This is a genomic window from Proteiniphilum sp., from assembly GCF_034927365.1.
GTDB lineage: Bacteria > Bacteroidota > Bacteroidia > Bacteroidales > Dysgonomonadaceae > Proteiniphilum.
In genome coordinates this window covers 117,817-143,782 of the sequence record NZ_JAYFQD010000003.1, presented here as the reverse complement: position 1 = coordinate 143,782, position 25,966 = coordinate 117,817, and the positions used below count along the sequence as shown (strand labels likewise).

Below are 25,966 nucleotides of genomic sequence, written 5' to 3'. Positions count from 1 at the left end.
TATTCAGTTTTTAAAAAACTCCAACAGCGTTATCAACGATTCCTGACGTTTCCAATTAATCTTATGTTGTTTGACAAATTGTTTAAATGCCTCCTTTTCACTTCCCGATAACTCCGATTCAATACCTTTACGGGTTGCAGGATAGATCTTCTCTGAAGTTACAATATAATATTTTCGGGCGAGTGGGAGAAGCGTACCTCCATCTTTTTTACTTTTCAATTCCATATGATTGGTAATTGTAATACCACCGATATCTATAGAGGTAAGTTGATTGGTTGCCTGTACGTTAGCCGATGAGCCATAAGCGCCACCAATATCCCGTAAGGTACCGAAATCTGCCAGTATAGTTTCACCCAGAAAAGCCAGACTATCTCCTGCGATTACATATATCAATTGGTTATTACGCATAAAGTAGCTGTCGTTGTCAATTTGTACCAGTACGATATCGGAGGTGGTTACCTCTTTTATTTCCTCTTTATCCAGATAGTGCAATGAACTTTTGAGCAAATGCACATTAACAGGAGCAGACAAAGTCTGCCGGCTTTTAAAATAGACCGTTCCATCACGGAAATCGGGATATTTATAGGGCCACATGGTAGTAATGTCCTGTGCACTTATTGTTAGTACACATAACAAGGTAATCAGGGAAATTGTTATTTTTTTCATACGCAAAAATTTTTTTCGGGTTTGAATAGTTTTCATCCCCGGACAGTAAATAATATCGCTGTATCTCACAAAAATAAGATAAATTCTTAATCCCCGCAAATTTTATACACGAAAGGGCGTTCTGTGAATGAACGCCCTTTCTATGTAGTTATTTAAATTTCAAGCAATAATCTACTTCTTACGCATACTTTCAATCTTCAACGAAGGCATCTCCTTCACACCAAATGGAGTAGGAATAGCTGCCGATGTTGTTGCTGTTGAAGTACGTACCCAGACAGAACTGGAATCATACCATCTCACCGCACCGACATTCGTAGTACCTCTCGCTAAGTAATAGCCCCATATATCATTGGAAGGACCGATGTTACCCGGCGATGTAACCGCGAATATAATCGCAGGTGAGCTATAAGTAGCGAAGAATACATCGGCCGTTCCGACCGCAGGATTCGGGTGTGTCCAATCCTTAGCCAGAAGTTGCCAATCCTCCACAGTTAATGCACCCGATACCGGATCAAAAATTGCTTCAACTTCCGAGTCTACGCCTGTGATAGCTTTTGCCATATTTTTAATAATCACGGCATTCTCATCATCGCTTTCCTCATCTGCCACGATGATTACCGTTTCCGGTGCAATGGGAGCTCCCGTGGATGCATTTATCCCCCTAATCTCATAGGTTCCTATAATATCTGCCATGGTATATCCATAGCTGTAGAGATAATTACCTTCTACGGTCAATTTTTCGTTCTTGTTACCATAGACATCCTCCACAGCGCCGGCCGGGATAAAGAGGTCAACAGTAGCACCACGAACAGGTTCTTCCGGAAGATAGAATAGAAGGACATTCTTTGATATACCCCAATCATCCACATTTATAGTCGTGAATTTGTTTGATTCGTGGAAAGTCACGGTAGGTTTCTCCTCCATCTTTTTACGGATAACAACTCCACTATCGGGAAGAGCAGCTATTGAGAATTCATACCAATCTTCAAATGTAGCCACTGTATCGGGATTGATGTCTGCAAATTCACTGCGCAATTTCCATGTTTTATTAGCAACAGCCACAGTAATTCCACGCGAAGGAGCGCCACTTATAAGCGTATCCGCTTTATTCACATAAGCACTAGCTTTATTTCCTTCAAGGTCGAGCACAGCACCTTCATCATAGGTTATACTGGCATAAGCACCTGCCGGAGCCTTCGGAAGTTTGATAACGAGCTCACTTCCACTGACCGACAATCGACTTTCCTCCAGCACAATATCCTGGGGATTAAATGCTTCAAATCCAGCAGCTATTTTCAACGGTTTGTGACCTGAAAGGGTATTTTTTGCGAAATACGACACATATACTTTCCCGTTTCCGCGTTGTAACGGTTCGTGGAAAGTAAGGGTAACAGTAGTATCTGCAATTGCAAATTTAGTAGGAGTAGGTTTACCTCCGTCATCCTTGGTACGGATACTGGCGTTTTTTACCACGCTTACGATCCCGTCTTTAGACGCGGTTACTGCATAAATCTGATATACCGTATAAGGAGTCAGTTTCGTTACGGTTACAACTGTATCACTCTTCTTCTCATAATTGGCGATACCCTTTGCAAGTCCACCCGCAGTAAGTTTCAACACACGATCAGCCTGAATAGAAGTGTCTGCCTCATCAGCAGCAACAACCATCCACGAATAGAATCCAGATTCCCCTTTGGGCACTACCTTAAAGGTGATACTGGTACTTTCAGAGGAAATGTTTGATATTTCCACAGGCGGAGCATCAGGAAAAGTCAACTGAGTTTCTTCTCCGAAATCGGTACAGCCGGTGGCAATTATTGCCACACACACTGTTAAATATAGTAAGAATTTTTTCATATTCTATTGAATTTTTATCACGAAACTTATCACACTTATTTCTTGGTATATACAACGCTCTGAGCAACTACATAATATCCAGCATATGCCCCTGACGTTTTATCATACGCTAATATTGCCACCGAATTTTCTTTCAGTTCAATGGTCGTCTTATCTCCTGTTTTGATATTAAAAATTACTTTTGCTCCAGTATCCATAATGTTATCGTCAGCATCCACACCATCAAAATATGCATTATAAGAACTGTTCACTACACTTTGATGGACGGGAACAGATATTTCTGTTTTCTCTGCATTCACGACTCCATATACTTTCGAACCTGCGCCAGCACCACCTGTTCCAAGGATATTACCTTGTATCCAAACTTTAGTTACATCAGTTTCATCTTTCGCGATCTCAACATTGTCCCATGCTAATGCTGATCCATTAAAAGTATGAATGGCAGAGGCTGAGTACATCCCTAAAATAGCTGACAACGGGTGATCTGTATCCGCAATATTGACATAGATTGTTTTCTTACTACCAATATTTACATTTGTGGCATTCTTTATAGTTATACCGAATAAACGGTCACCGGTAAATTCGCCCAAATGTCCCAAAATATCCAATTCAATATATTGTACCGGATTGGTTCCGTCAAAAGTAAGGACACTGGCACCTCCGCTAAGGGCAAAATCCCTGCCTGACAGGGCAGTGCTATCCTTCAATTCAAATGTAACAGTGGAGGATTTTCCTTCCAATGAGGTGAGCCGTACCGGAATTCTCACCTTCCCGGCATTTTCATTCACTGTTAATCTTTCGGCCGAAAAAGCAACAAACGCATCGGCATCATCAAACTCGGGATAATCGTTTACATTACAGGCGCTAAAGTATACTACGCTTGCCAAAACAGTGAGATATAATATTATTTTCTTCATATTTTTCTATATTACAATTTAGAAATTTTTTGTGATTTCAGGAATGGATACCTATTCCCTTTATCCCAATCAATTTAGTATCCCGGATTCGGCTCGAGATTTTCATTTACATCCAACTCTCTCTTATTGATAGGCAATACCCAGTATTTACTATCCGCAGGGATATTTTGGTTCTGTTCCGCTCCACTATAATGAGTGCGTGTTATACTGCCTCCCGTACGGGCAAGATCATACCAATGATGTCCTTCCCATGCCAGTTCCAGACGGCGTTCGTTCATTACGTCAGTTATACCGGCACTTGTCAGCTCGGAGGCACCTCGTTTTGCACGTATCGTATTCAGGTCTGACACCGCAGTTACTCCTGATATGGTAGCACCACGGGTAATTGCTTCTGCCCTGTTAAGATACATTTCACTCAAACGCAACACGATGGTATTGCTCACGTCAGGCGTACCCTTGTCTTTCCCTGCATATTTGGTAGTCCAAAAGGTTGTGGGTGCTTTTTCCTCATTATTGAGAAACATTTCCCCCCTGATATCATCATCCGCATAAAGAGAGATAAGATCATTACTAGCAGCACAATCGGAATATGCATCCGTAAGCGGACTGGTCATTCTACTAATCCCCTCCCAATATCCATCATATTCATTCGATTTCAAACCATACACTTCAAATATCACTTCACCTTCACCAGGCACATCCTCTTTAAACGCAGCAGCATATTTATCTTTTTCCCACATGATAAACTTACCGCTTTTGATCACTGTAGTCGCGTAATCTGCCGCTTTTTGCCAATTACCCATATATAGATATACTCTTGAAAGCAACGCCTGGATAGCCAGTTTATCTGCTGTTGATTTTGGATCGGCAATCTCGTCACGAACGTAATTTGGAGCCATCAGGTTTTCAGCAGTGGTGAGATCCTCTACAATATTATTGTAGACCGTCTCCACCGGATCCCTACTGGGTTTTCCTGCCGGATCGGTTACTTTTACGTAAGGAACACCAAGTGCAGTTTTATCAATCGTATATTGCTTGGCATAGGTACGCACCAGATCAAAGTGAGCCAACGCACGCAAGAAGAGTGCTTCAGCATGAATATTATCGATATCCTGCTGAGTAACACCATCTATTCCTACTTTACCATCTAATTGAGCAATCACGTTGTTCACCGCCGAAATAAGATAATAAGCGGTACCCCATAATGCCGGTGTAGCAGTAGAGGTATAAGTAAAGTTATAGGGTACAGTATAACGACCCGAATTCTTGTCCGGATCACGATAACCATTACCACTACGCATTTCGGCATCCAGTACAAAGGAAGCACCGTACCAGTTTACAGAGACCAACGGAGCGTAAGCACCTGCCACAGAATTATCCAATCCCTTATAAGTAGCTAAAGATAGTTCGGTACTTTGTTGCATAATGGGCTCTTCCGTAAGGAAGTTCTCACCACAAGCGACGAACAGTAAAGCTACTACAAAAACTATAAATATTTTTTTCATCTTTATCATTTTTATAGAATTTCTAAATTATTAAAATATCCGGATATGCATGTAACACTAAACTTATCCGTCACTAAAACGATAGTTCAATTCCACCCACCATCGCTTTTGTCATAGGATAGATACCATATCCGATACCGTCTACACCCCGTTCGGGATCCCACCAATCCACATCGTGGAATGTGTAAATGTTCTGAGCGCTCATATATAGCTTAAGTCCGCCAATCTTGGCTTTTTCCATCACTTTCTTGGGGAAAGTATAGGAAAGGGTTATATCCTTCACACGCAGATAATCACCTTTCTGTAAGAAACGGGTAGTACCAAAGTTGTTACTTTCAGTAGAGTTACCTGCTATCGGTTTAGGATTCACTCCGGTATCCCCCGGTTTTTTCCAGTAATTCAACGCTGTATTTATCTGGTTGAGGTTCATCGAAGCACCATCCGATTCCATATAACGACGTTCAATCAGCATCACATAGTTTCCACCCTTGAACTCGAAGAATGCACCCAAATTGAAACCGTTCCATGAAACGTTGGTATTGAAACCACCGATGAATTTTGGCTCGGGAGAAGCGGGATAAATAAATCTTGATTTGGTATAATCATTCGAGAGATTTCCATCTTCATCTACCCACAAAGCATCACCGTTTGTCGGATCTACTCCATAGTAATCCCTCAAGCGGAAGGTGTAAAGCGACTTGCCTACTATGTGTCTCAAACGGCCATCTTCTGAATAGGCAATTTCTGTATTGTCACCCAATTCCAGGATTTTAGTCCGGTTGAAAGCGATATTTCCGCCTATCTCCCATTTCCATTCATTGGTATTTATAATATCATAATTCAACTGAATCTCCACACCTTTGTTTTGGAGTGAACCAATATTCAGGAAGTTGGTGGAGAATCCTGTTGTCTGGGGTACGCTTTTATCCAGCAACATATCGGTTGTCTTACGGTTATAAACGTCGATATTACCGTCTAACTTGTCAAACAAGGTGAAATCAAGACCGATATTCCAGGTTCCGTTCTTTTCCCATGACAGATAGGGATTTGCAGGACGTGAAGGACGCAAACCGGTAGATCCGTTATATTGTGTCACAGCATACACACCATAGGCACGGTAAGCTGCGATATTATTATTACCATTAAGACCATAACTTGCACGCACTTTAAGAAGGTTCAGGAACGACAGGTCACTCATAAAATCTTCTTTGTGAATATTCCACGATGCTCCTACCGAATAGAAAGTACCCCATCTGTTTTCTGAACCGAACAAGGAACTTCCGTCGAAACGTAAAGATGCCTGCAGGTAATATTTTTCCAAATAATTATAATCCAACATCCCAAAATAGGAGAGCAATGTTTGTGCTCCATAGCCTTGTTCTCCTTCCACTCCCGATTGTGGTGCAGTTTGTACGTAAGGGATATCAGGATTTACATCCGGAGCGTAAACAAACAGGTATGACTCGGTACTTTTCATCGCTTCCTGCCCGATCAGTACACGGACACTGTGGTCATCAAGGAATATATCATTATATGAGGCCGTATTTGATGTGGTAAGCCGTACATACCTGTTCATGGAAGTTTGCAAAGTGGCTGATCCACTACTTGTTTCCGGAGACCAGTATCTACGTCCGTCACCATGGATACTCTCGATAGCATTGGTCGTTTTCAATGTGATTTGACTGATCGGCTTATACTGCAGAAAGATATTCCCCAATAACTGGTATGCCTTTCCAAACTGATCATCATACTGGGCTGTAGCACGAGGATTGGTGCTGCTGTTTTCCGGAATATTGACATTGTGCTTACCCTCTGCATCGTAAGCCGGGGTCCAGGGTAAAATCGTCATTCCCGCAAATACCGGATTCGCGTAATAAAGACTCTGCATCGGCACATCTTGACCTTGCATATAAGCAAGGTTTACACGTGCTCCTGTTTCCAATTTATTTGTCAGTTTATAGTCAGCATTCACACGTCCGGTAATTTTATACATGTCTACACCATAAAATACACCATCAGTCTTATTATAGGTAAGTGAGTTATAATATTTACCTTTTGCATTACTTCCCGTAGCGTTAATTTCATATTCCTGTAAAGTCCCCATACGAGAAAGATGGTCCATCCAGTTGGTAAGCGGACGACTCAACAACTCATTAGGACGGTAATAAGGTTCAGTGGGATCATCAGGGTTTTTACCTGCATTGATTACAGCATCTCTCTGATAAGCAAGAAGCTGGCTTGCATTCATAATCCCAAAACCGTTGTCGTTTGCCAGCCATGAAGTACCAAACCTTGCACGGGCAGAGAAACTGGTCTTTCCGTCCTTACCGCTCTTGGTAGTCACCAATATAACACCGTTGGCAGCCCTACTACCATAGATAGAGGCTGCTGCTGCATCCTTCAACACCGTGATACTCTCAATATCGTTGGGACTGATAGAAGCAAGGGCATTACCCGTATTTAAAAAATCATTGGAGTTTCCTGTCAAAACAGGTATTCCATCCACCACCCACAAAGGATTGTTTCCTGCATTAATGGATGATGTTCCACGAATACGGATGGAAGTAGCCGATCCAGGTTGTCCTGAAGAAGAGGTGATAGATACACCGGCTATTTTTCCTCCCAGCGCTTTATCCATAGATACCACAGGAGCATCCGAAATAGCATCTCCTTTCACTGATCCCACCGCACCGGTTTTTGCTTCACGGGTTACAGCACCGCCATAAGCAGTGATCGTCACTTCTTCCAACAACTGGGTGCCTTCTTCCAACACGACCCTGATATTGGTACTAACCGCAACCTCTACAGTTTTCATCCCGATAAAGGATACGATAAGCGTACCACCCTCAGGTGCAGACAGAGTGAAATCACCGTCGGCACCACTAATGGTACCCTGCGTGCCTCCTTTGATTTGGATAGTAGCCCCAATCACCGGCTCGCCCGCTTCATCCACCACGATACCTTTTACCTGTACCTGTGTCTGGGCTGTCAGTATCCCTATCCCTAAAAAGAACAGGGATAAAAACATTGTTAGTTTTCTTTTCATAAACTCTACTTTTAAATTAAACACTATTTTAAATTTATATTGCGTCCTCGATAAATAGCCTGAAAGGGGTTTTAACTAATAATAAAAGATTGATTGTCAAAACAATTAACATTAAACTCCATCCTTTTCATAGAAACTCTACCTCTCTAAATTCTACTTCCTACACCAATTTAACATTTATACAGTTATATATGCTTCGCAAATATAAACCATTTATTTCAATTATGTGGTTTTTTGTACTTTTTTTTTAAAAAAAACACCAGACTGAAATTTACATCCTATTTTAAATATATTTCAGTAAGATGATCGTAAAAAAAGAATGAATACTTCCACTATATTTTAACACCCATACTGAAAATAACCCTACAATCAATAATTGTGCAAATATACACCTTAAAAAAACAATATGCAATTAAAATGGTATTTTTTTTTACTTTTAGACAGTTATTGAAGGAATCAATATAAAAAAGACAAAATCAATCAATCTTAAAAAAACAAAAAAAGGCGACCATAACAGCCACCTTTTTAGTTCAATTACATTAGGCGTTTTCTCACAACGGCATAATCCAAACAAGTTTATCTTCTGCTCATATTACTTATCGAAAACGTTCAAATTTTCTGTAATATTTTATTTCTCTATATCCAATAACTCTACTTCAAAGATAAGGTTAGAGAAAGGTTTAATAGTACCGCGATCCTGTGCGCCATAAGCGAGATTATAAGGAACATACAATTTCCATTTCGATCCCACAGGCATCAGTTTCAACGCTTCGGTCCAACCGGCAATTACCTGAGTTACACCAAATACGGCTGGCTCTCCTCTGGTCACACTACTGTCGAACACTTCATTATTGATCAATGTGCCATGATAATGCACTCTTACCATATCGGTATCTGCAGGTGTAGGACCGTTACCTTCACGCAATACTTCATATTGCAATCCGCTGGGAAGAGTAACCACTCCTTCTCTCTTTGCATTTTCTACCATAAACGTATCTCCTTCGGCAATAGCATCAGCGTATTGCACCTTAAGCATCTCTTCCTGAATGGCTTGCTGGGCTGCTTGCGCTTTCGCCATTTCTCCTTGTATAAACCCATTAGCATCAGTAGTACTGATTGCCAACTCTTGATTTTTCAACACGGAAATCACAGCTGCCATTACCTGATCGTTATTTACCTTCTTTACAGAATCATTCCCATACATCTGTGAATTGAACTGCGGGATCATCATCATGGAGAACTGCACTCCCACACTCACACCTTGAGCATAAGGAGTTTCACTATCGAGATTCATGCCAACCTTCAACCCTTTAATGAATTCGTTGAGCCGGGGCCCATTGATTCTTCTTACTGAATCGAGTTTTGCTTTCAACTCTTTTTGTAGGGCTTCCTTTTGTGTCGAATCAGCCGAAACGATTCTCGACTGGTAATCAAACTCGATATTAGAGGTATTTTGCAATATTCCGTTTTGTTCAAGAAATTGCACTAACCCCTGATCAGACGCACTCACACCATAAGCATAAGAAACACTATCCACAGAATTCTTCAGGGAAGCCTTTGGAGTGGCGGCTCCTCCACTACAGGATGCCATCAACACTACCAGAACAGTCATTGCACTGAATGTGCCTAAAATTGTTTTCTTCATTTTTTCTAATATATTAATGTATTTATATCATTACATCTACATGACGGAAGCAATATTCTCCAGCCAAAAATTATTCAATACCTAATAACTCAACATCAAAAATAAGGGTAGAATTGGGTTCTATGGAATTTCCCGCTCCCTGTTCGCCATAAGCAAGGTCAGAAGGGATGTATAATTTCCACTTCGATCCTACCGACATCAGCTGAAGAGCTTCCACCCATCCTTTGATCACCTGATTTACGCCAAAAATAGCCGGCTGGCCTCTCTGCACTGAGCTATCAAAAACCTGACCATTCAGCAATGTTCCATGATAATGGCATTTTACTTTATCGGTAGCTTTGGGTTTGGCACCATCCCCATCCTGGAGGATTTCGTATTGCAGTCCGCTGGAAAGCGTAACAATACCGTCCTTTTTACTGTTCTCCGCAAGAAATGCTGCTCCTTCTTTCAAATTATTATCCAGCATCTCATCCTGCATCTTACTAAAATAACTCTGAATAACCTGATTGGCCTCCTGTGGATTCATGGCGGGAGTACCATTTTTCATGATCTCCTCAAAGGCTTTTACAAATGACTCTACATCTATCTGTTTCAATCCTGAATTCATCAGGTTAGAAGCCATACTCATTCCCAACGCGTAACTTAGTTTGTCCATCTGACTTTTTCTTTTTGATTTAAACGCACAAAAATACGATTTTAATATGAAATAACACTGATTTTAAGCAGAAAAAACTATTTTTGAAAGAAAAAACAGAGTCGTATGCAAAAGAAACTGGTTGTACTCACAGGAGCAGGCATGAGTGCCGAAAGCGGGATCGCAACCTTTCGTGATTCAGGCGGTTTATGGGAGCAATATCCGGTGGAGCAGGTAGCAACACCGGAAGGATTCGAAGTGAACCCCGGATTGGTACTGGAATTTTACAATATGCGTCGCCGTGAACTGTTAAAGGTTAAACCTAATGGCGGACATTGGGAGTTGGCCGAAATGGAGAAAGATTTCGACCTGTACATCATCACCCAAAACATTGACAACCTGCATGAGCAGGCCGGCAGCACAAAAGTATTACATCTGCATGGAGAACTGATGAAAGCACGTTCCACAGGGGATGAGTCACTTGTCTATGATATCGATCCGGAGCATATCGATATACATTTGGGAGACACTTGCGAGAAGGGCTTCCAGTTACGTCCTCACATTGTTTGGTTTGGAGAAGCAGTACCAATGATTTACGAAGCAGAAAAAATTTGTAGGCAGGCAGATATATTTGTCATTATCGGTACTTCCATGAATGTATATCCCGCGGCGGGGTTACTGCATGATGTAAGGAAAAATATCCCGGTTTATTTAATTGATCCAAAGGATGTATATACAAACCGATATGATATCCACCATATTCAAAAGGGTGCTTCTGATGGAGTTAAAGAATTAAAGGATCTGTTAACGAAACAGGGTTGACACCATCAAAAAAGATCACAGATCGATTTAGCTTAACAAAAACGTTCAATAGTCGTGCTTTTTTTGTAATTTCGCTTCTCAGATTTCAGATTTCAGATTCAAGAGCCAAGACTCAAGAAATATTTAGATAATTGATAATTGTAAATAAAATTTGTGGGAAAAAAGATAGCGGAAACACCTATGATGAAGCAGTACGTCGAGATAAAAACAAAACATCCCGACGCTATCCTGTTGTTTCGTGTAGGTGATTTTTATGAGACATTTTCAGACGATGCCATAGTAGCATCAGAAATACTGGGGATCACACTTACAAGAAGGGCAAACGGCACAGCTCAATTTGTAGAACTGGCGGGCTTCCCCCACCATGCGCTGGATACCTATCTACCGAAGCTGGTGCGGGCCGGCAAACGTGTAGCTATCTGCGACCAGTTGGAAGACCCCAAGATGACAAAGAAACTGGTAAAACGGGGTATTACAGAATTAGTTACTCCGGGGGTATCCATTAACGATAATATACTGAACCACAAAGAGAATAACTTTCTCTGCGCAATGCATATGGAGAAGGGAAACCGGTTAGGAGTTGCTTTCCTCGATATCTCTACAGGCGAATTTCTAACCGCCGAAGGAAGTAGTGATGATATTGACAAACTTCTCTCTAATTTCGCACCCAAAGAGGTACTTATCGAACGGGGTAACAAAAAAAAATTTGAAGAATCCTTCGGATCCCAATGGTTCCTCTTTGAACTGGATGACTGGATCTTTACCGAAAACAGTGCCCGCGACAGGCTACTCTCCCACTTCCAGACAAAAAACCTGAAAGGGTTCGGCATAGAGCAACTCAGTCTGGGTATAATTGCTTCAGGTGCCATACTCCATTATTTAGATATTACACAACACAAAAATATCGGCCATATTACATCCTTGTTACCTATTGAGGAAGAGCGTTTCGTACGACTCGACCGGTTTACCATCCGTAACCTGGAACTGATTAACCCCCTCAATGAAGGGGGCAAAAGCTTGCTCAATGTAATTGACAAGACTATCTCACCCATGGGTTCAAGGCTGTTACGTCGATGGACAGTATTCCCCCTGAAGGAGGCCAAACCGATCGAAGCCCGTCTGAACGTGGTAGAACATTTTTTCCGGGAACCGGAATTAAAAATAGTTCTCGAGCAACAACTCTTCCTGATAGGCGATCTTGAGAGAATCGTCTCCAAGGCCGCTACAGGCAGGATCAATCCGAGAGAAGTAGCCCAATTAAGGATAGCGCTCAACGCCATTGAGCCGATTCGGGAGGCATTTCTCGGATCGGACAATGAAAGTATTACAGAGATGGGAAGCCAACTTGACCCCTGTGTTACCATCCGGGACCGTATTGGAAGAGAGATCATACCGGAGCCACCTGCATTGATGAACAAGGGTGGTTTTATCAGGAAAGGGGTGGATAAAGAACTGGACGAATTGCGTCAAATCGCTTATTCCGGAAAAGATTATCTGCAGCAAATCCAGCAACGGGAAAGTGAAAGAACCGGAATCCCTTCATTAAAGATATCTTTCAATAATGTGTTCGGCTATTATATTGAAGTACGCAACACTCACAAAGACAAAGTACCCACAGACTGGATACGTAAACAGACATTGGTGAGTGCTGAACGCTATATCACTGCCGAATTGAAAGAATACGAAGAAAAAATACTGGGTGCCGAAGAGAAAATCATCGCACTCGAAAATAGTATCTATTCGTCACTGGTAGAAAATATACTTGAATATATCCCTCTTATTCAAACCAATGCCAATATAATTGCACGTATCGATTGCCTTCTCTCTTTCGCTAACGTGGCACGAGAGAATAAATATATCCGTCCGGAGATCAACAACTCAGAGATCATTGATATAAAAAACGGGCGTCACCCGGTAATTGAAAAACAACTGGCACCCGGAGAACCGTTTATCGCCAACGATCTCTATCTGGATAACGAAACACAACAAGTCATCATTATCACTGGTCCCAATATGGCTGGTAAGTCGGCACTCCTACGTCAAATCGCATTGATCACCCTGATGGCACAGATCGGCAGTTTCGTGCCCGCCGACTCGGCAAAGATCGGACTGGTAGACAAGATATTCACCCGAGTGGGAGCATCCGACAATATCTCTCTCGGGGAATCCACTTTTATGGTAGAGATGAACGAGGCTGCCAATATCCTGAACAACCTGTCGGACCGTAGCCTGATACTCTTTGATGAACTGGGGAGAGGTACAAGTACCTACGACGGTATATCCATTGCCTGGGCCATCGTGGAATATATACACGAGAACCCGAAGGCGCGGGCAAAAACACTCTTTGCAACCCATTATCATGAACTGAACGAGATGGAGAAATCGTTCAAACGAATCAGGAACTACAATGTGGCAGTGAAAGAGATTGATAACAAAGTGATTTTTTTGCGCAAATTAGTGCCGGGAGGAAGCGAACACAGCTTTGGTATTCATGTGGCCAAAATGGCCGGTATACCGCAAAGCATCACCAAACGTGCGGATGCTATCCTGGCACAGATGGAATCGTCCAACCGAAAAGAGATGATCAAGAAACCCATTCAGGATTTCGTGGAAAAACGTGAGGGATACCAATTGAGTTTCTTCCAGTTGGATGATCCGATCCTCAGCCAGGTAAGGGACGAGATCATCAACCTGGATGTAAACAACCTGACTCCCATCGAGGCGCTCAACAAGTTGAACGAGATCAAGAAAATTGTCAAGGGGAAATAGCTCCTTCATATGTTCCAACACCTGATAAACGGCCCCACAGGCTGATCAGGAAAACCATCCGTACCAAAGATGTATCACGAAAATAAACTGAACGAAACTGAACGTACCGGACGCATCGAAGTCATTTGCGGCTCAATGTTCTCCGGCAAGACCGAGGAACTGCTTCGCAGATTACGACGTGCCCAGTTTGCCCGGCAAACAGTAGAAATTTACAAACCTGCAATCGATACCCGATATTCGGAACAAGAGGTAGTATCACATGATAAAAACACCATCCTATCCTCTCCCGTGGAACATTCAAGCAATATCTTACTGTTATCCTCCGGAGCAGAAGTGATTGGGATTGATGAGGCGCAATTTTTCGACATGGGATTAGTGGATGTATGCCAGACTCTGGCCGATCAGGGAGTCAGGGTGATCGTGGCAGGACTTGACATGGATTTCAAACGTATCCCTTTTGGCCCGATGCCTGGATTATGCTCTGTTGCCGATGATGTGGTAAAAGTACATGCCATTTGCGTGAAGTGCGGAAATCTTGCCAATTATTCACACCGGTTGGTAAAAAACGACAAACAGGTAATGCTGGGCGAAACGGACGAATATCAACCCCTTTGCAGAAAATGCTATTTAAAAGTGAGAAAGTGAAAAAGTGGGAAGGTGGAAAGGTACGGAAAAATTTAGTGAAATTGATACTTTTTTAAGGACCGGCAAACAATATGCCTGATTATTTGTTAACTCCGTATATAAACCAAAACTTGGGTAACGAGCACTCTTTGCTCTTTACTCTTTATTCTAAATTAAAAATCATATGAAACTAAAAAGACTATTTTTCGCAGCACTATTAATGATCGTATTAGGAACGACAGTAAATGCACAACAGTACAACACCTCAGCGGGTGTGAGATTGGGTTATGATAGTGGTATCACACTGAAACATTTCTTCGCGCCTGCCTCTGCGGGTGAATTTATCCTCTCAGCATCACCCAATTACTTCCAGTTAACAGGTATGTATGAATATCAACAACCGATTCCCGATGTGTCCGGATTAGATTGGTACGTGGGTATAGGTGCACACCTTGGAGGAATTCACAGGCACAGATCTGATTATGACAACGCCTTTTTGTTGGGAGCTGATCTGATTGGTGGAGTCGAATATGTTTTCCCCTCCGCTCCGTTTAATGTCTCTCTAGACTGGAAACCCTCTTTCAATTTCACAAACAAATACAATGACTATTGGTATAGTGGTTTTGCACTTAGCTTTCGCTATATCTTCAAGTAAAAAGGAAACATATCTTCTTATCAGAACCACTCTCGTTTGAGGGTGGTTTTTTTATTCTGTTCCGCCGAAAATTCGTACTTTTGCAGTTATGCAGAAAACAAAAAAAAATAATGACCCTGACTTGCTCAGCTACCTGAACGAAGCACAACGTGCGGCCGTAGAATTTTGCGATGGCCCATCGCTTGTGATTGCAGGTGCGGGATCAGGCAAAACACGGGTACTTACCTATAAGATCGCTTACCTGCTGGAACAGGGACTCCCTCCTTACTACATCCTCTCGCTCACCTTCACCAACAAGGCAGCACGTGAGATGAAATCGCGCATCGCCGATTTGGTGGGAGAGAAAAGGGCACGTCGGCTCTGGATGGGAACATTCCATTCTATCTTCGCACGAATACTGCGAACTGAAGCGGAAGCAATCGGTTTTCAATCCAATTTTACAATCTTCGACTCATCCGATTCCAATAATTTAGTCCGATTGATCATCAGAGAGATGCAGTTGGATGACAAGATATACCGTCCCGGAACGGTACATGGTCAGATATCGAGGGCCAAGAACAGCCTGATTACACCTGCCATGTACGTCGCCAACGATGAAATTATACAATACGACCGGATGGCAAAACGGCCGCAACTCTTCGAAATATACCAACGCTATCAGACCAGGCTTCGATCGGCCAACAGCATGGATTTCGACGATCTGCTGATGTACACCAACATCCTGTTTCGCGACCATAAAGAGATACTGGAGAAATACCGGAATCAGTTCCAATACATCCTCGTAGATGAATACCAGGATACTAATTTCGCCCAACACCTTATTGTAAAACAACTGGCCGATGCGCACCACCGTGTCTGCGTGGTAGGCGACGATGCACAAAGTATCTACTCTTTCAGAGGTGCCAATATCGACAATATCCTGAAATTCAAATCAAATTTTCCCAATACGCAAATATTCAAATTAGAGCAGAACTACCGCTCTACCCAAAATATTGTCAATGCGGCCAATAGTCTGATTAAAAAAAACAGTGAACAGATATTCAAAAATGTATTCTCTGAGAATGAAGAGGGTGAAAAGGTTGAGGTCCGAAGCGCTTTTTCCGATTTTGAAGAAGCAGTGATCGTCTCCAACAAAATTATCCGGATAAGACTCGAAAATCACACAGGCTACAGCAACTTCGCCATTCTCTACCGCACCAACGCACAATCGCGTGCATTTGAGGAGGCGTTGAGAAAGAACAATATCCCCTATAAAATATACGGAGGACTGTCATTCTATCAACGTAAGGAGATCAAGGATATCATTAGCTACTTCCGTCTGATTGTCAACCCAAATGACGAAGAGGCTTTCCGACGTATCATCAACTACCCCACCCGGGGTATCGGCGACGTGACCGTAGCCAAGATCACTTCAACCGCTCAACTTCATAATGTGAGCCTATGGCAGGTGGTAACCACCCCCCTCGAATATCATCTGGATGTCAACGCGGGAACAGCAAAGAAACTGGAAAACTTTCATACCCTGATACAGGGTTTTATCGATCAAAACGAAACGATGAATGCCTTTGAACTGGCAAAAGAGGTGATCAAAAGCAGTGGAATCGCCAAAGAGGCCTATGATGATATGACTCCCGAAGGGATGAGCCGTGCCCAGAATATGCAGGAACTCCTCAATGCGATGAACGAATTCGTAGAAACACAACAGGAACAGGGAGAAAAAAATATCCGCCTGGCGGACTTCCTTTCGGAAGTGTCTTTACTTACCGACCAGGATACGGATAAAGAAACGGATAATGAAAGGGTAACGCTGATGACAGTCCACTCGGCCAAGGGATTGGAATTCGATCATATATTTGTGGTGGGAATGGAAGAAGACCTCTTCCCATCAGCCATGGCGAAATCGGAGAATCGGGGGTTGGAAGAAGAACGTCGCCTTTTCTATGTGGCAATCACCCGGGCAAAGAAGAGCTGTACGATTACTTATGCGAAAAGCCGTTTCAGGAATGGGCAGACCAATCCTGCGGCGCCCAGCCGCTTCCTCAAAGATATTGACTCATGCTACATCCAGGGAGGAGAAAATGAATCTTTCACCCCATCTGCATGGGCAGACGACTTCTGGGGATCGATGCGGGAACAGAGGGTACAGAGAGAGCAAGCAGAACAGAGCAACTACCGCCGTATCCCCATCACTCCGAAAAAGATAATACCTATTGAACGGACTGTTTCTTCCGCTCCGTTATCAAAAGAGGCACAGGAACTGGCAGTAGGAAATGTGATAGAACATGAACGATTCGGACGCGGGGTGGTGACCTCCATCGAGATGAGCGGTAACGATCGACGTGCTTTTGTGGAATTTGAAACTACCGGTAAAAAACAACTGCTACTCAAATTCGCCAAGTTCATAATTGTAGAATAAAATCAAACCCCTAGTAATGCTTTCTCGCCATTACTCCCACTGAATAACATATCTGTAGGTTTCTCCAGCAATTGTTTAACCCTGACAAGAAAACCGACAGACTCCCGCCCGTCAATTATCCGATGGTCATACGACAATGCCACATACATCATGGGACGGATCACTACCTGACCATCGATAGCTACAGGACGCTCCAGAATATTATGCATTCCCAATATAGCAGATTGGGGAGGATTAATAAGCGGTGTGGACATCATGGAGCCGAATACGCCACCATTGGTCACGGTGAACGTACCACCGCTCATTTCAGCCACGGATATCTTACCACTGCGAGCCTTTCCGGCAAGTTCCTCGAGTGACCGCTCGATCTCTGCAAGGCTTAAACTTTCCACGTTACGGATCACGGGAACCATCAATCCTTTTGGCGTACTTACTGCCACCGAAATATCAGCGTAGTCGTAGGTAACCATATTCTCTCCGTCGAGCATGGCATTCACGTTGGGAAATTCACGCAGGGCGATAGCACAGGCTTTCAGGAAGAAAGACATGATCCCCAGTTTGATACCGTATCTCTCCACAAACTGCGTCTGGTATTTTTTCCTCAGTTCCATGATCGGTTTCATATCTACCTCATTGAAAGTGGTCAGCATGGCGGTCTCATTCTTCACCGACACCAATCGCTCACTTAACTTCCGGCGTAATGAACTCATCCGTTCACTCTTCGACTCCCGACTGACCGTTTTTTTCAAACCATTGGTATTAACTGCCCCCAATGCACCCATCACCGCTTCTACATCCTCACGTTTTAATCTTCTCAAACCATTGATGACATCCTCTACCGACAACCCATTTTCAGTCATCACTTTTTTAGCCAGCGGCGTAATTTTCACTTTATCGTAATCAGTTGTACCATTTTCCGGTCCGGAAGAAGCAGTAACTATAGTTTTTTCCTTTGATTGCGGGGTTAACGGTTTCGGATCTGTCTGTGATACGGTCTGCCCTTCGTCTCCTTGCGCAGGAACAGATGATTGTGCAGAAGCGTCACTTACTGACAAGGCTGCGGTTTCCTCCGGTCGCACCGAAGTATCTATAACACAAGCTACAGCACCCACCTCTATAGACTCCCCCTCGGCGGCTTTGAGTGATATCTTCCCACTCTCTTCGGCCACCAGCATCAACGTAGCTTTCTCCGATTCCAGTTCGGCGATCTCACTATCTTTCTGTACGACTGCACCCTCTTCCACCAGCCAGCGGGAAAGCTCTACCTGTGTAATGGATTCTCCGGGACTCGGTATTTTTATTTCTATTATTGCCATATATCTAATGTGCTAATGAGTCAATGTGCCAATATGCCAATTGTCTTGGTTCTTGACTCTTAAATCTAACTAAATGCTTTTTCCAAAATAATTGCCTGATGTATTTTGTGTTGCGCGGAGAGACCTTCAGCCGTAACACCACTGGCAGGGCGGCTGATAATCTTTAAGGTGCAATCATCCATTTGTTGCTTGACATATACAGCTGCACCCATATTGAATGGCTCCTCCTGCACCCACACAAGTTCTATATTCTCCGGATAAGAACGTAATATCGCTTCGAGCTGCTTTTTCGGAAAAGGATAAAGCTGTTCCAGACGAAGGATGGCTATATCGTTGATGCCCCTCTCTTTCCTTAAGGCATTCAATTCATAGTATATCTTGCCACTACAAAGTAATACCCTTTTCACTTTTGCAGGATTTTCAATTGATTTGTCTTCCATCACTTCCCGGAAACAACCTTCGGTGAAATCGGCAAGGGTAGAAGTACATTCCGGATGACGGAGAAGGCTCTTAGGAGTAAAGACAATCAGCGGAATACGGATATCACGGTGCAACTGACGACGAAGAACATGGAACAGGTTGGCAGGAGTAGTACAGTTCACCACCTGCAGGTTATAGTTGGCACAAAGGCTCAAAAAGCGTTCTACCCGTCCACTTGAGTGCTCTGCCCCCTGTCCTTCGTAACCATGTGGAAGGAACATTACTAATCCCGATCTAATGCCCCATTTCTCCTGAGCAGCAGATATATATTGATCTACTATCACCTGCCCCACATTATAAAAGTCGCCAAACTGCGCCTCCCAAATGGTTAATCCGTCGGGATGACCCAGCGAATAGCCATACTCAAATCCCAATATTCCATATTCATTGAGTGGCGAATTATATACCCTTACAGGAGCTTGTCCCTCTCCCAGAGTTTTCAGGGGAAAATATTTCTCTTCACCGTCTTCAGTAATCACCTCAGCATGGCGGTGGGAGAAAGTACCCCGCTCCGAATCCTGACCACTCAACCGCACCGAGTGCTTCTCTTTTGCCAGGGAGGCATATGCCATCAGTTCGCCCATCGCCCAGTCATAATTATCCTCATCGATCATTGCCGCCCGCTGGGCGAACAGCCGTTTGGTTTTATTGAAGAACTTTTTATCCTCCGGTAGTTTTGTAATATTACTTGCCAGTTCTATAAACAGTTCTTTGGAGATGGATGTGTCGACACTATTCTCAAAATCGGTGGCTTCCGGATAGCGTATATCTTTATATCGATGAGGAAAAAAAGGCTGGAGATTCAGTTTACTTGATTTGATGGACTCTTCGTACGATTCTTCCAATCGCCGGTGAAAATCGGCAACTCTTGCATCAAAATCCTGACGGGTAATAATTCCCTCAGCAATCAATTTCTCAGCATAAATATCACGCGGATTTTTATGTTTGGCAATAATATTATACAATTTCGGTTGTGTAAAACGCGGTTCGTCACCTTCATTATGACCGTACTTACGGTAAGAGAGCAGATCGATAAAAACATCAATATTGAATTTCTGACGAAATTCCAGTGCCAACTTCGCGACATAAACCATAGCTTCTATATCATCCCCGTTCACGTGGAATACGGGTGAATGGGTCACTTTGGCCACGTCGGTAGAATAGGTGCTTGACCTCGCCTGCAAATAATTAGTTGTAAATCCCACCTGGTTGTTGATCACAATATGGATGGTACCTCCTGTTTTGTACCCCTCAAGCTTGGAGAATTGGATGGTTTCATATACCACACCCTGTCCGGCGATGGCGGCATCTCCATGAATAAGAATGGGTAATATCTGATCGTAATCCCAATCATGCACATTCTCCAACATCGACCTGGCAATCCCCTGCACAACAGGGCCTACCGTTTCCAGATGGGATGGATTGGGGGTGAGGTGCAGTGAGATAGTTCGTCCTTCATATTCGATAGTGTTATTGTATCCGAGATGATATTTCACATCACCGTACCTGATCTCTTCCTCGTAATTCTGGGCATTGAATTCCCTGAAAACCTGCGCATAAGGTTTTTTCATCAGATTGGTGAGTACATTCAATCGTCCACGATGAGCCATACCTATCACGATCTCATTCACATCATAAGCCCCCCCACGCGACATCATTGCATCCAACGCCGGAATGATCGATTCTGACCCTTCTAATGAAAACCGTTTTTGTCCAACAAATTTTTTGTGAAGGTAATCTTCGAATCCCGATGCTTCTATAAGTCTGTCGAGAATACGTAATCTGGCCCCCCGGGGGAGATCCTCCCGGTTTTCGGATAGTTCCATTTTCTCCTGTAACCATCGTACAATTTCCGGTTTGGTCATATAGCGGTATTCTACTCCGATCGATTTACAATAGGTCTTGTCCAGACGGGCAATTATTTTCCTCAACGTGGCTTTACCCATACCTACCTCATGTCCGGCTTCAAACTCGCGGTCCAGATCGCTCTCGCTAAGATTGAAATTTTCTATGGCAAGTGTCGGGGTGTAGCTCCGGCGTGTACGTACCGGATTGGTCTTGGTGAAAAGATGTCCTCTTCGCCTGTAAGCCGTAATCAAATTCATCACATCCAATTCTTTCCGGGAATTTTCTACCGGGACATTACTCATCTCCGGTTTAACCGGAAAACGGGTAATACCCAAGTCAAACCCCTGAAAAAAATATCGAAAACTCTCATCCACACTTTCGGGATCTGCCTTATATTTTTTATATAACTCCTCTATGGCCTCCAGATCCACTACATTCATCCCATTTTTGGCATTCATCGGTCAATTTTATGAATATTCATATAAATGAAAAGTGAAAAATGAAAAATTTAACAATATTCCCACTTTTCCACCTTTCCACCTGTTAGATATGAATGGTAAAGATAGTAAAATTGTTCACGAAGTTAGACATTTTCTCGTTATGACATAATCCAGGTAAACTTGTCTTATGCTCATTTAACTTAGCGAAAATATTTATTTTTCCCGAAAAAATAGTACTTTTGGGGTTGACTTCATCGACTAGCAGTCGTTGTCCCGCCGGGTAGCGCTGCATGGAGTTATCCTCCATTCGTTTGTTGAGGGTAGAACCCGGCAAGAAACTATCCTAAAAGAGACAAATACAATTTATCATAAAAAAAATCGATCTAATGACAAAAAGTGCTTTACAAGTTGCAAGGGCAAGTTATATGCCCAAGATGCCCGAAGGTTTGAAGGGCAATGTAAATATTCAGGAAGGTACTGCCACGCAATCGGTACGTGATCAGGAAGAGATCCAAAAGCTCTTTCCCAATACCTATGGGATGCCGATCGTTCAATTCACGCAGGCTGCCGGAGAAGCCGGAATATCTGCACCGATCAATGTGGGGGTTATCCTTTCAGGTGGACAAGCACCCGGAGGACATAATGTGATTGCCGGAATATTTGACGGGATCAAACGGTTACACAAAGAGAGCAAATTATATGGCTTTATCCTGGGACCAGACGGACTTGTTAAGCATACCTACAAAGAACTGACCTCCGACATTATTGACGAGTATCGTAATACCGGTGGATTCGACATCATCGGCTCAGGACGTACAAAGTTAGAGACCAAAGAACAATTCGACAAAGGACTCGAGATATTGAAAAAACTGGACATCAAGGCATTGGTTATCATCGGAGGAGACGACTCCAATACCAACGCCTGCGTATTGGGCGAATATTACGCATCCATCAATGCCGGCGTACAGGTGATCGGTTGCCCCAAGACCATCGATGGTGACCTGAAAAATGAGCTGATTGAAACCTCTTTCGGTTTCGATACAGCCTGTAAAGTATATTCAGAGTTGATTGGCAATATCCAACGCGACTGTAACTCGGCGCGCAAATACTGGCACTTTATCAAAGTAATGGGCCGTTCGGCTTCGCATATCGCACTGGAATGTGCATTGCAAACGCAACCCAATATCTGTCTCATATCGGAGGAGATAGCTACCAGGGAACAGTCACTCGACGATATTATTGATTACATCGCCGGTGTAATAACCCAACGGGCTGAAAAAGGGTTGAATTTCGGTACGGTGATTATTCCCGAAGGGCTGATCGAATTTATTCCGGCGATGAAGAAGTTGATCAATGAACTGAACGATTTTCTGGCACATAACCAGGAGGAATTCAACCTGGTGCGTCGTTCGGGACAACGCGATTACATTATCAGCAAGCTCTCAAAAGAAAATGCCGATATTTATGCCAGCCTTCCCGAAGCAGTGGCACGCCAGCTCACACTCGACCGTGATCCGCACGGAAATGTACAGGTATCACTGATCGAAACTGAGAAATTGTTAGCTGAGATGGTGAAGAAACGGCTCGACACCTGGACCAGTGAAGGTAGATATAAAGGTAAATTTTCAGCCATTACCCATTTCTTCGGATATGAAGGACGTTGTGCCGCTCCGTCGAACTATGATGCCGACTACTGCTATTCTCTCGGTTACACCGCATCAATGTTGATAGCAGGAGGCAAAACCGGATATATGTCATCTGTTCGCAATACCACCGCTCCTGCAGCAGAATGGATTGCAGGTGGAGTACCCATCACGATGATGATGAATATGGAACGTCGCCACGGCGAAATGAAACCGGTAATCCAAAAAGCATTGGTAGAACTGGATGGCGCACCGTTCAAATATTTCGAAAGCCAACGTGATCAGTGGGCTGTGGAAACGGACTATATCTATCCGGGACCGATCCAGTACTTCGGCCCTACTGAAGTATGCGACCAGCCAAGCAAAACACTGCAACTGGAGCAGAACGGCAAAATCAAGGGATAATTCACCTGAAATGAATCGTAAAAAAAAGGTGGCCTCATCTGAGGTCACCTTTTTTTGCCCTATCAGGCTATGATCTTATATCCCGGATCAGGATAGAGATTGACTAGTAGAATCTGGAACGATTGTCTTCCACTCCCAGTTTATCTTTCAATACTTCTATCGACTGCATCTGCAAGCGATAAGCATTGCTATTCAGCATCCGGTTTTTCTGTTCTTTTGCATCATACTCGTCCTCTCCTTCCGACCGATCAGTAACAGTAGCTACATAGACACCCATATTACCTTTTGCAGGCCCTACAACTTTGTTCATCGGAGCAAACGTAGAGACGGCATTCAATATTGGTTCAAATCCCAATCCGGTAATATTCTGCGTATTGAAATTCACAAAACGGACAGTATCCGTTTTGCTGTTTATAGCAGTTGCATACGCCTCGAGAGAAGTCAGATTCTGCGCTTTCAGATCGTTAATAATCTTTTCGGCCTTTTTCTCATTTACTAACTGGGAACGGATGCCGGAAGATACTTCCGACAAAGGGGTTGTGCCTGACGGTATCACCTTTTCCACCCTTGCGATGACACGCAGATTGGTGAGATCGAACTTCTTCACGGAACCGGTCTTTTTCTCATTCGCAGCCCAACTGATCACCTGACGTGAACTTGGAATTTGTGCCAAAGTGAAATCATTCGCTGAAACGGTGATATTTGGCATCACCATATATCCTTTTTCAGAAGCCAATTCATTGAATTTTTTCTCCACATCGGGCGTGGAAACGAACTGGTTCAATTCATTATCAATATTATTTGAGGTCTTCTCACTTGGCAATACCGGCATGTCAATGATGGCCAGTTTGTATTTATTTACAGGACGCGTTCTTTCTTCTATCTGAAGAATGAGTCGTTGCCCCGGGACACTCAATTTAACGGGACGTCCCAGGGGAGCGTTGAAGGCAGCATTCACCAGATCAGGACCCAGAGAGACAAGATCGATCTCTCTTGCCCAGCCCATATCTCCTCCATTGGAATTCGGGTTAAGACTATTGGCGACCTGGGCGAAAGGAGTACCATTTGCTATCGCTCCGTAAATACTATCTACGAAATGAGTAACGATGGAGTCTTGTCCGACCATGGATGCATCGGGAATGGCCATCATCCTGATATGCACGGAGTCGGGGGCCACCGTTTTATCAATCAATTTGTAAATATGAAATGCATCTCCTTCGCGTGAAGGACCATGCATATCGTTGATAGATGCCGTACGGGCAAACTCCAATTGGGTAGGGGTCAGAAGATACTCTCCGAGGAACACGTCACGATAAGGAGTCTGGGAATAATCGGCCACGATGGGTGCCGGATTTACAGCATTACTCAGTTCATCAAACGCTTTACGTGATTCTTTTTCGACTTCCGCGTAATCCTCTTCACTGGGTGTAATCGCTTTGGTAAAATAAGATAACTTTACCAGCGGGGATTCCATCTTAAAGGATCCCTTGTGCTTATTGTAGAATGCTTTTACTTCTTCATCGGTTACGGTTACCGTGGAGTCGGGTACAGTAAAATAACTCTGCATCACGTAAGCGATATCAGCACTCCGTTGTGAAAGGTTGAATGCATTCTTCGCCTCCATATCGTTCACGATGACAGCATTGGACAGAAGAGAGATATATTTTTCTTCGAGTCTTTGTGTTTTAATCATCTCCTCAATGAAGAGCCACATAGTTTTGTACTGACTTACCACCGCCTGCTCTTGAGGATTGGGATTGGGAGTGTTGACAATAGTAAGAAATTCCATCAGGGCAGCACGGTCAAATCTACCTGACTGAGGATCGACAAAAAAGGGAAGCTGTTGCAGCACCGGAGAAATAAATTGTCCATGCACCAGATCATTCAATTCGGCTTTGGATATGGTAATTCCCAATTTTGCGGTCTGATGGTTGAGTAAACGACCACGTATCATCTGCTGATATACCGCTTCGCGAATTTGCGCCGTCATGTTCTCATCAAGTGACGACTGTCCGCTCACCATTTTCTGGAATTCTTCGAACTGTGTGATTTTATCGGCAAACTCATGGGTTGATATCACTTCGCCGTTTACGACAAACGCTTTGTCTTGCGCTCTTCCGAATAATGTTCTCCCAGAGGTCAGCAAATCTCCCAACACAAAGGCAAGCAACGCCACGCCGATTACAATGACAAGAAGCGTACCTTTATCCCTAATCTTTTGTAAAGTAGCCATTTAACTATCTTTTTAATGTACTTAGAATGTGATAAATTGTTATAA

16 protein-coding genes are annotated in these 25,966 nt (G+C 43.3%); 6 read left to right on the top strand and 10 right to left on the bottom strand.

Annotation, left to right across the window (positions count from 1 at the left end):
• Window positions 1-3 precede the first annotated feature (3 nt).
• From VB073_RS01735 to VB073_RS01705, 7 genes are all read right to left on the bottom strand, one after another.
• Window positions 4-666: a hypothetical protein gene (locus VB073_RS01735; protein ID WP_323402417.1), complete on the bottom strand. Its 663-nt coding sequence runs from the start codon at window positions 664-666 to the stop codon at window positions 4-6.
• A gap of 171 nt (window positions 667-837) precedes the next feature.
• Window positions 838-2,523 (bottom strand): hypothetical protein, encoded by a 1,686-nt coding sequence (locus VB073_RS01730; RefSeq protein WP_323402416.1) that lies wholly within the window; start codon window positions 2,521-2,523, stop codon window positions 838-840.
• A gap of 35 nt (window positions 2,524-2,558) precedes the next feature.
• A complete protein-coding gene (locus VB073_RS01725) occupies window positions 2,559-3,440 on the bottom strand; it encodes a Calx-beta domain-containing protein (RefSeq protein ID WP_323402415.1) in 882 nt (293 codons plus the stop codon).
• Window positions 3,441-3,514: 74 nt separating this feature from the next.
• Window positions 3,515-4,945, bottom strand: a complete 1,431-nt coding sequence (locus VB073_RS01720) for a RagB/SusD family nutrient uptake outer membrane protein (protein WP_323402414.1) — start codon at window positions 4,943-4,945, stop codon at window positions 3,515-3,517.
• Window positions 4,946-5,018: 73 nt separating this feature from the next.
• Window positions 5,019-7,991 carry a TonB-dependent receptor gene (locus VB073_RS01715; RefSeq protein WP_323402413.1) on the bottom strand — a complete coding sequence of 991 codons (2,973 nt, stop codon included), beginning with the start codon at window positions 7,989-7,991 and terminating at the stop codon, window positions 5,019-5,021.
• Between the two features lie 628 nt (window positions 7,992-8,619).
• Window positions 8,620-9,636 (bottom strand): FKBP-type peptidyl-prolyl cis-trans isomerase, encoded by a 1,017-nt coding sequence (locus tag VB073_RS01710; RefSeq protein ID WP_323402412.1) that lies wholly within the window; start codon window positions 9,634-9,636, stop codon window positions 8,620-8,622.
• Between the two features lie 70 nt (window positions 9,637-9,706).
• Complete coding sequence (locus VB073_RS01705; RefSeq protein WP_323402411.1) at window positions 9,707-10,291, bottom strand: FKBP-type peptidyl-prolyl cis-trans isomerase; 585 nt, start codon at window positions 10,289-10,291, stop codon at window positions 9,707-9,709.
• 105 nt (window positions 10,292-10,396) lie between these two features.
• Between VB073_RS01705 and VB073_RS01700 the strand changes: the two genes are divergently transcribed.
• The 5 genes from VB073_RS01700 to VB073_RS01680 all read left to right on the top strand — a co-directional run bounded on the left by VB073_RS01700 (window position 10,397) and on the right by VB073_RS01680 (window position 17,556).
• The gene (locus VB073_RS01700) at window positions 10,397-11,092 is read left to right on the top strand and encodes an NAD-dependent deacylase (RefSeq protein ID WP_323402410.1); all 696 of its coding nucleotides are present in this window, start codon (window positions 10,397-10,399) and stop codon (window positions 11,090-11,092) included.
• A 180-nt stretch (window positions 11,093-11,272) separates the two neighbouring features.
• Entirely contained in the window at window positions 11,273-13,861 is a 2,589-nt protein-coding gene (mutS, locus tag VB073_RS01695) for a DNA mismatch repair protein MutS (RefSeq protein ID WP_323402452.1), read from the top strand.
• Between the two features lie 69 nt (window positions 13,862-13,930).
• Window positions 13,931-14,506 carry a thymidine kinase gene (locus VB073_RS01690; protein WP_323402409.1) on the top strand — a complete coding sequence of 192 codons (576 nt, stop codon included), beginning with the start codon at window positions 13,931-13,933 and terminating at the stop codon, window positions 14,504-14,506.
• Between the two features lie 163 nt (window positions 14,507-14,669).
• Window positions 14,670-15,140 carry a hypothetical protein gene (locus VB073_RS01685; RefSeq protein ID WP_323402408.1) on the top strand — a complete coding sequence of 157 codons (471 nt, stop codon included), beginning with the start codon at window positions 14,670-14,672 and terminating at the stop codon, window positions 15,138-15,140.
• An 88-nt stretch (window positions 15,141-15,228) separates the two neighbouring features.
• Window positions 15,229-17,556 (top strand): ATP-dependent helicase, encoded by a 2,328-nt coding sequence (locus VB073_RS01680; protein ID WP_323402407.1) that lies wholly within the window; start codon window positions 15,229-15,231, stop codon window positions 17,554-17,556.
• 2 nt (window positions 17,557-17,558) lie between these two features.
• Here VB073_RS01680 and odhB read toward each other — a convergent pair whose 3' ends face one another.
• On the bottom strand, window positions 17,559-18,872 hold the full coding sequence (gene odhB, locus VB073_RS01675; RefSeq protein WP_323402406.1) for a 2-oxoglutarate dehydrogenase complex dihydrolipoyllysine-residue succinyltransferase: 1,314 nt from the start codon (window positions 18,870-18,872) through the stop codon (window positions 17,559-17,561).
• Window positions 18,873-18,937: 65 nt separating this feature from the next.
• A complete protein-coding gene (locus VB073_RS01670) occupies window positions 18,938-21,658 on the bottom strand; it encodes a 2-oxoglutarate dehydrogenase E1 component (RefSeq protein ID WP_323402405.1) in 2,721 nt (906 codons plus the stop codon).
• Window positions 21,659-22,026: 368 nt separating this feature from the next.
• Between VB073_RS01670 and VB073_RS01665 the strand changes: the two genes are divergently transcribed.
• Window positions 22,027-23,688: a diphosphate--fructose-6-phosphate 1-phosphotransferase gene (locus VB073_RS01665; protein ID WP_323402404.1), complete on the top strand. Its 1,662-nt coding sequence runs from the start codon at window positions 22,027-22,029 to the stop codon at window positions 23,686-23,688.
• A 103-nt stretch (window positions 23,689-23,791) separates the two neighbouring features.
• On the opposite strand, the gene VB073_RS01660 is transcribed toward VB073_RS01665, so the two are convergent.
• On the bottom strand, window positions 23,792-25,921 hold the full coding sequence (locus tag VB073_RS01660; protein WP_323402403.1) for a peptidylprolyl isomerase: 2,130 nt from the start codon (window positions 25,919-25,921) through the stop codon (window positions 23,792-23,794).
• Window positions 25,922-25,966: the final 45 nt, after the last annotated feature.

Bases quoted from the DNA above. Each gene is read 5' to 3' on its own strand.
- VB073_RS01735 (WP_323402417.1), bottom strand. From the start codon at position 666: ATGAAAAAAATAACAATTTCCCTGATTACCTTGTTATGTGTACTAACA.
- VB073_RS01730 (WP_323402416.1), bottom strand. From the start codon at position 2,523: ATGAAAAAATTCTTACTATATTTAACAGTGTGTGTGGCAATAATTGCC.
- VB073_RS01725 (WP_323402415.1), bottom strand. From the start codon at position 3,440: ATGAAGAAAATAATATTATATCTCACTGTTTTGGCAAGCGTAGTATAC.
- VB073_RS01720 (WP_323402414.1), bottom strand. From the start codon at position 4,945: ATGAAAAAAATATTTATAGTTTTTGTAGTAGCTTTACTGTTCGTCGCT.
- VB073_RS01715 (WP_323402413.1), bottom strand. From the start codon at position 7,991: ATGAAAAGAAAACTAACAATGTTTTTATCCCTGTTCTTTTTAGGGATA.
- VB073_RS01710 (WP_323402412.1), bottom strand. From the start codon at position 9,636: ATGAAGAAAACAATTTTAGGCACATTCAGTGCAATGACTGTTCTGGTA.
- VB073_RS01705 (WP_323402411.1), bottom strand. From the start codon at position 10,291: ATGGACAAACTAAGTTACGCGTTGGGAATGAGTATGGCTTCTAACCTG.
- VB073_RS01700 (WP_323402410.1), top strand. From the start codon at position 10,397: ATGCAAAAGAAACTGGTTGTACTCACAGGAGCAGGCATGAGTGCCGAA.
- mutS (WP_323402452.1), top strand. From the start codon at position 11,273: ATGATGAAGCAGTACGTCGAGATAAAAACAAAACATCCCGACGCTATC.
- VB073_RS01690 (WP_323402409.1), top strand. From the start codon at position 13,931: ATGTATCACGAAAATAAACTGAACGAAACTGAACGTACCGGACGCATC.
- VB073_RS01685 (WP_323402408.1), top strand. From the start codon at position 14,670: ATGAAACTAAAAAGACTATTTTTCGCAGCACTATTAATGATCGTATTA.
- VB073_RS01680 (WP_323402407.1), top strand. From the start codon at position 15,229: ATGCAGAAAACAAAAAAAAATAATGACCCTGACTTGCTCAGCTACCTG.
- odhB (WP_323402406.1), bottom strand. From the start codon at position 18,872: ATGGCAATAATAGAAATAAAAATACCGAGTCCCGGAGAATCCATTACA.
- VB073_RS01670 (WP_323402405.1), bottom strand. From the start codon at position 21,658: ATGAATGCCAAAAATGGGATGAATGTAGTGGATCTGGAGGCCATAGAG.
- VB073_RS01665 (WP_323402404.1), top strand. From the start codon at position 22,027: ATGACAAAAAGTGCTTTACAAGTTGCAAGGGCAAGTTATATGCCCAAG.
- VB073_RS01660 (WP_323402403.1), bottom strand. From the start codon at position 25,921: ATGGCTACTTTACAAAAGATTAGGGATAAAGGTACGCTTCTTGTCATT.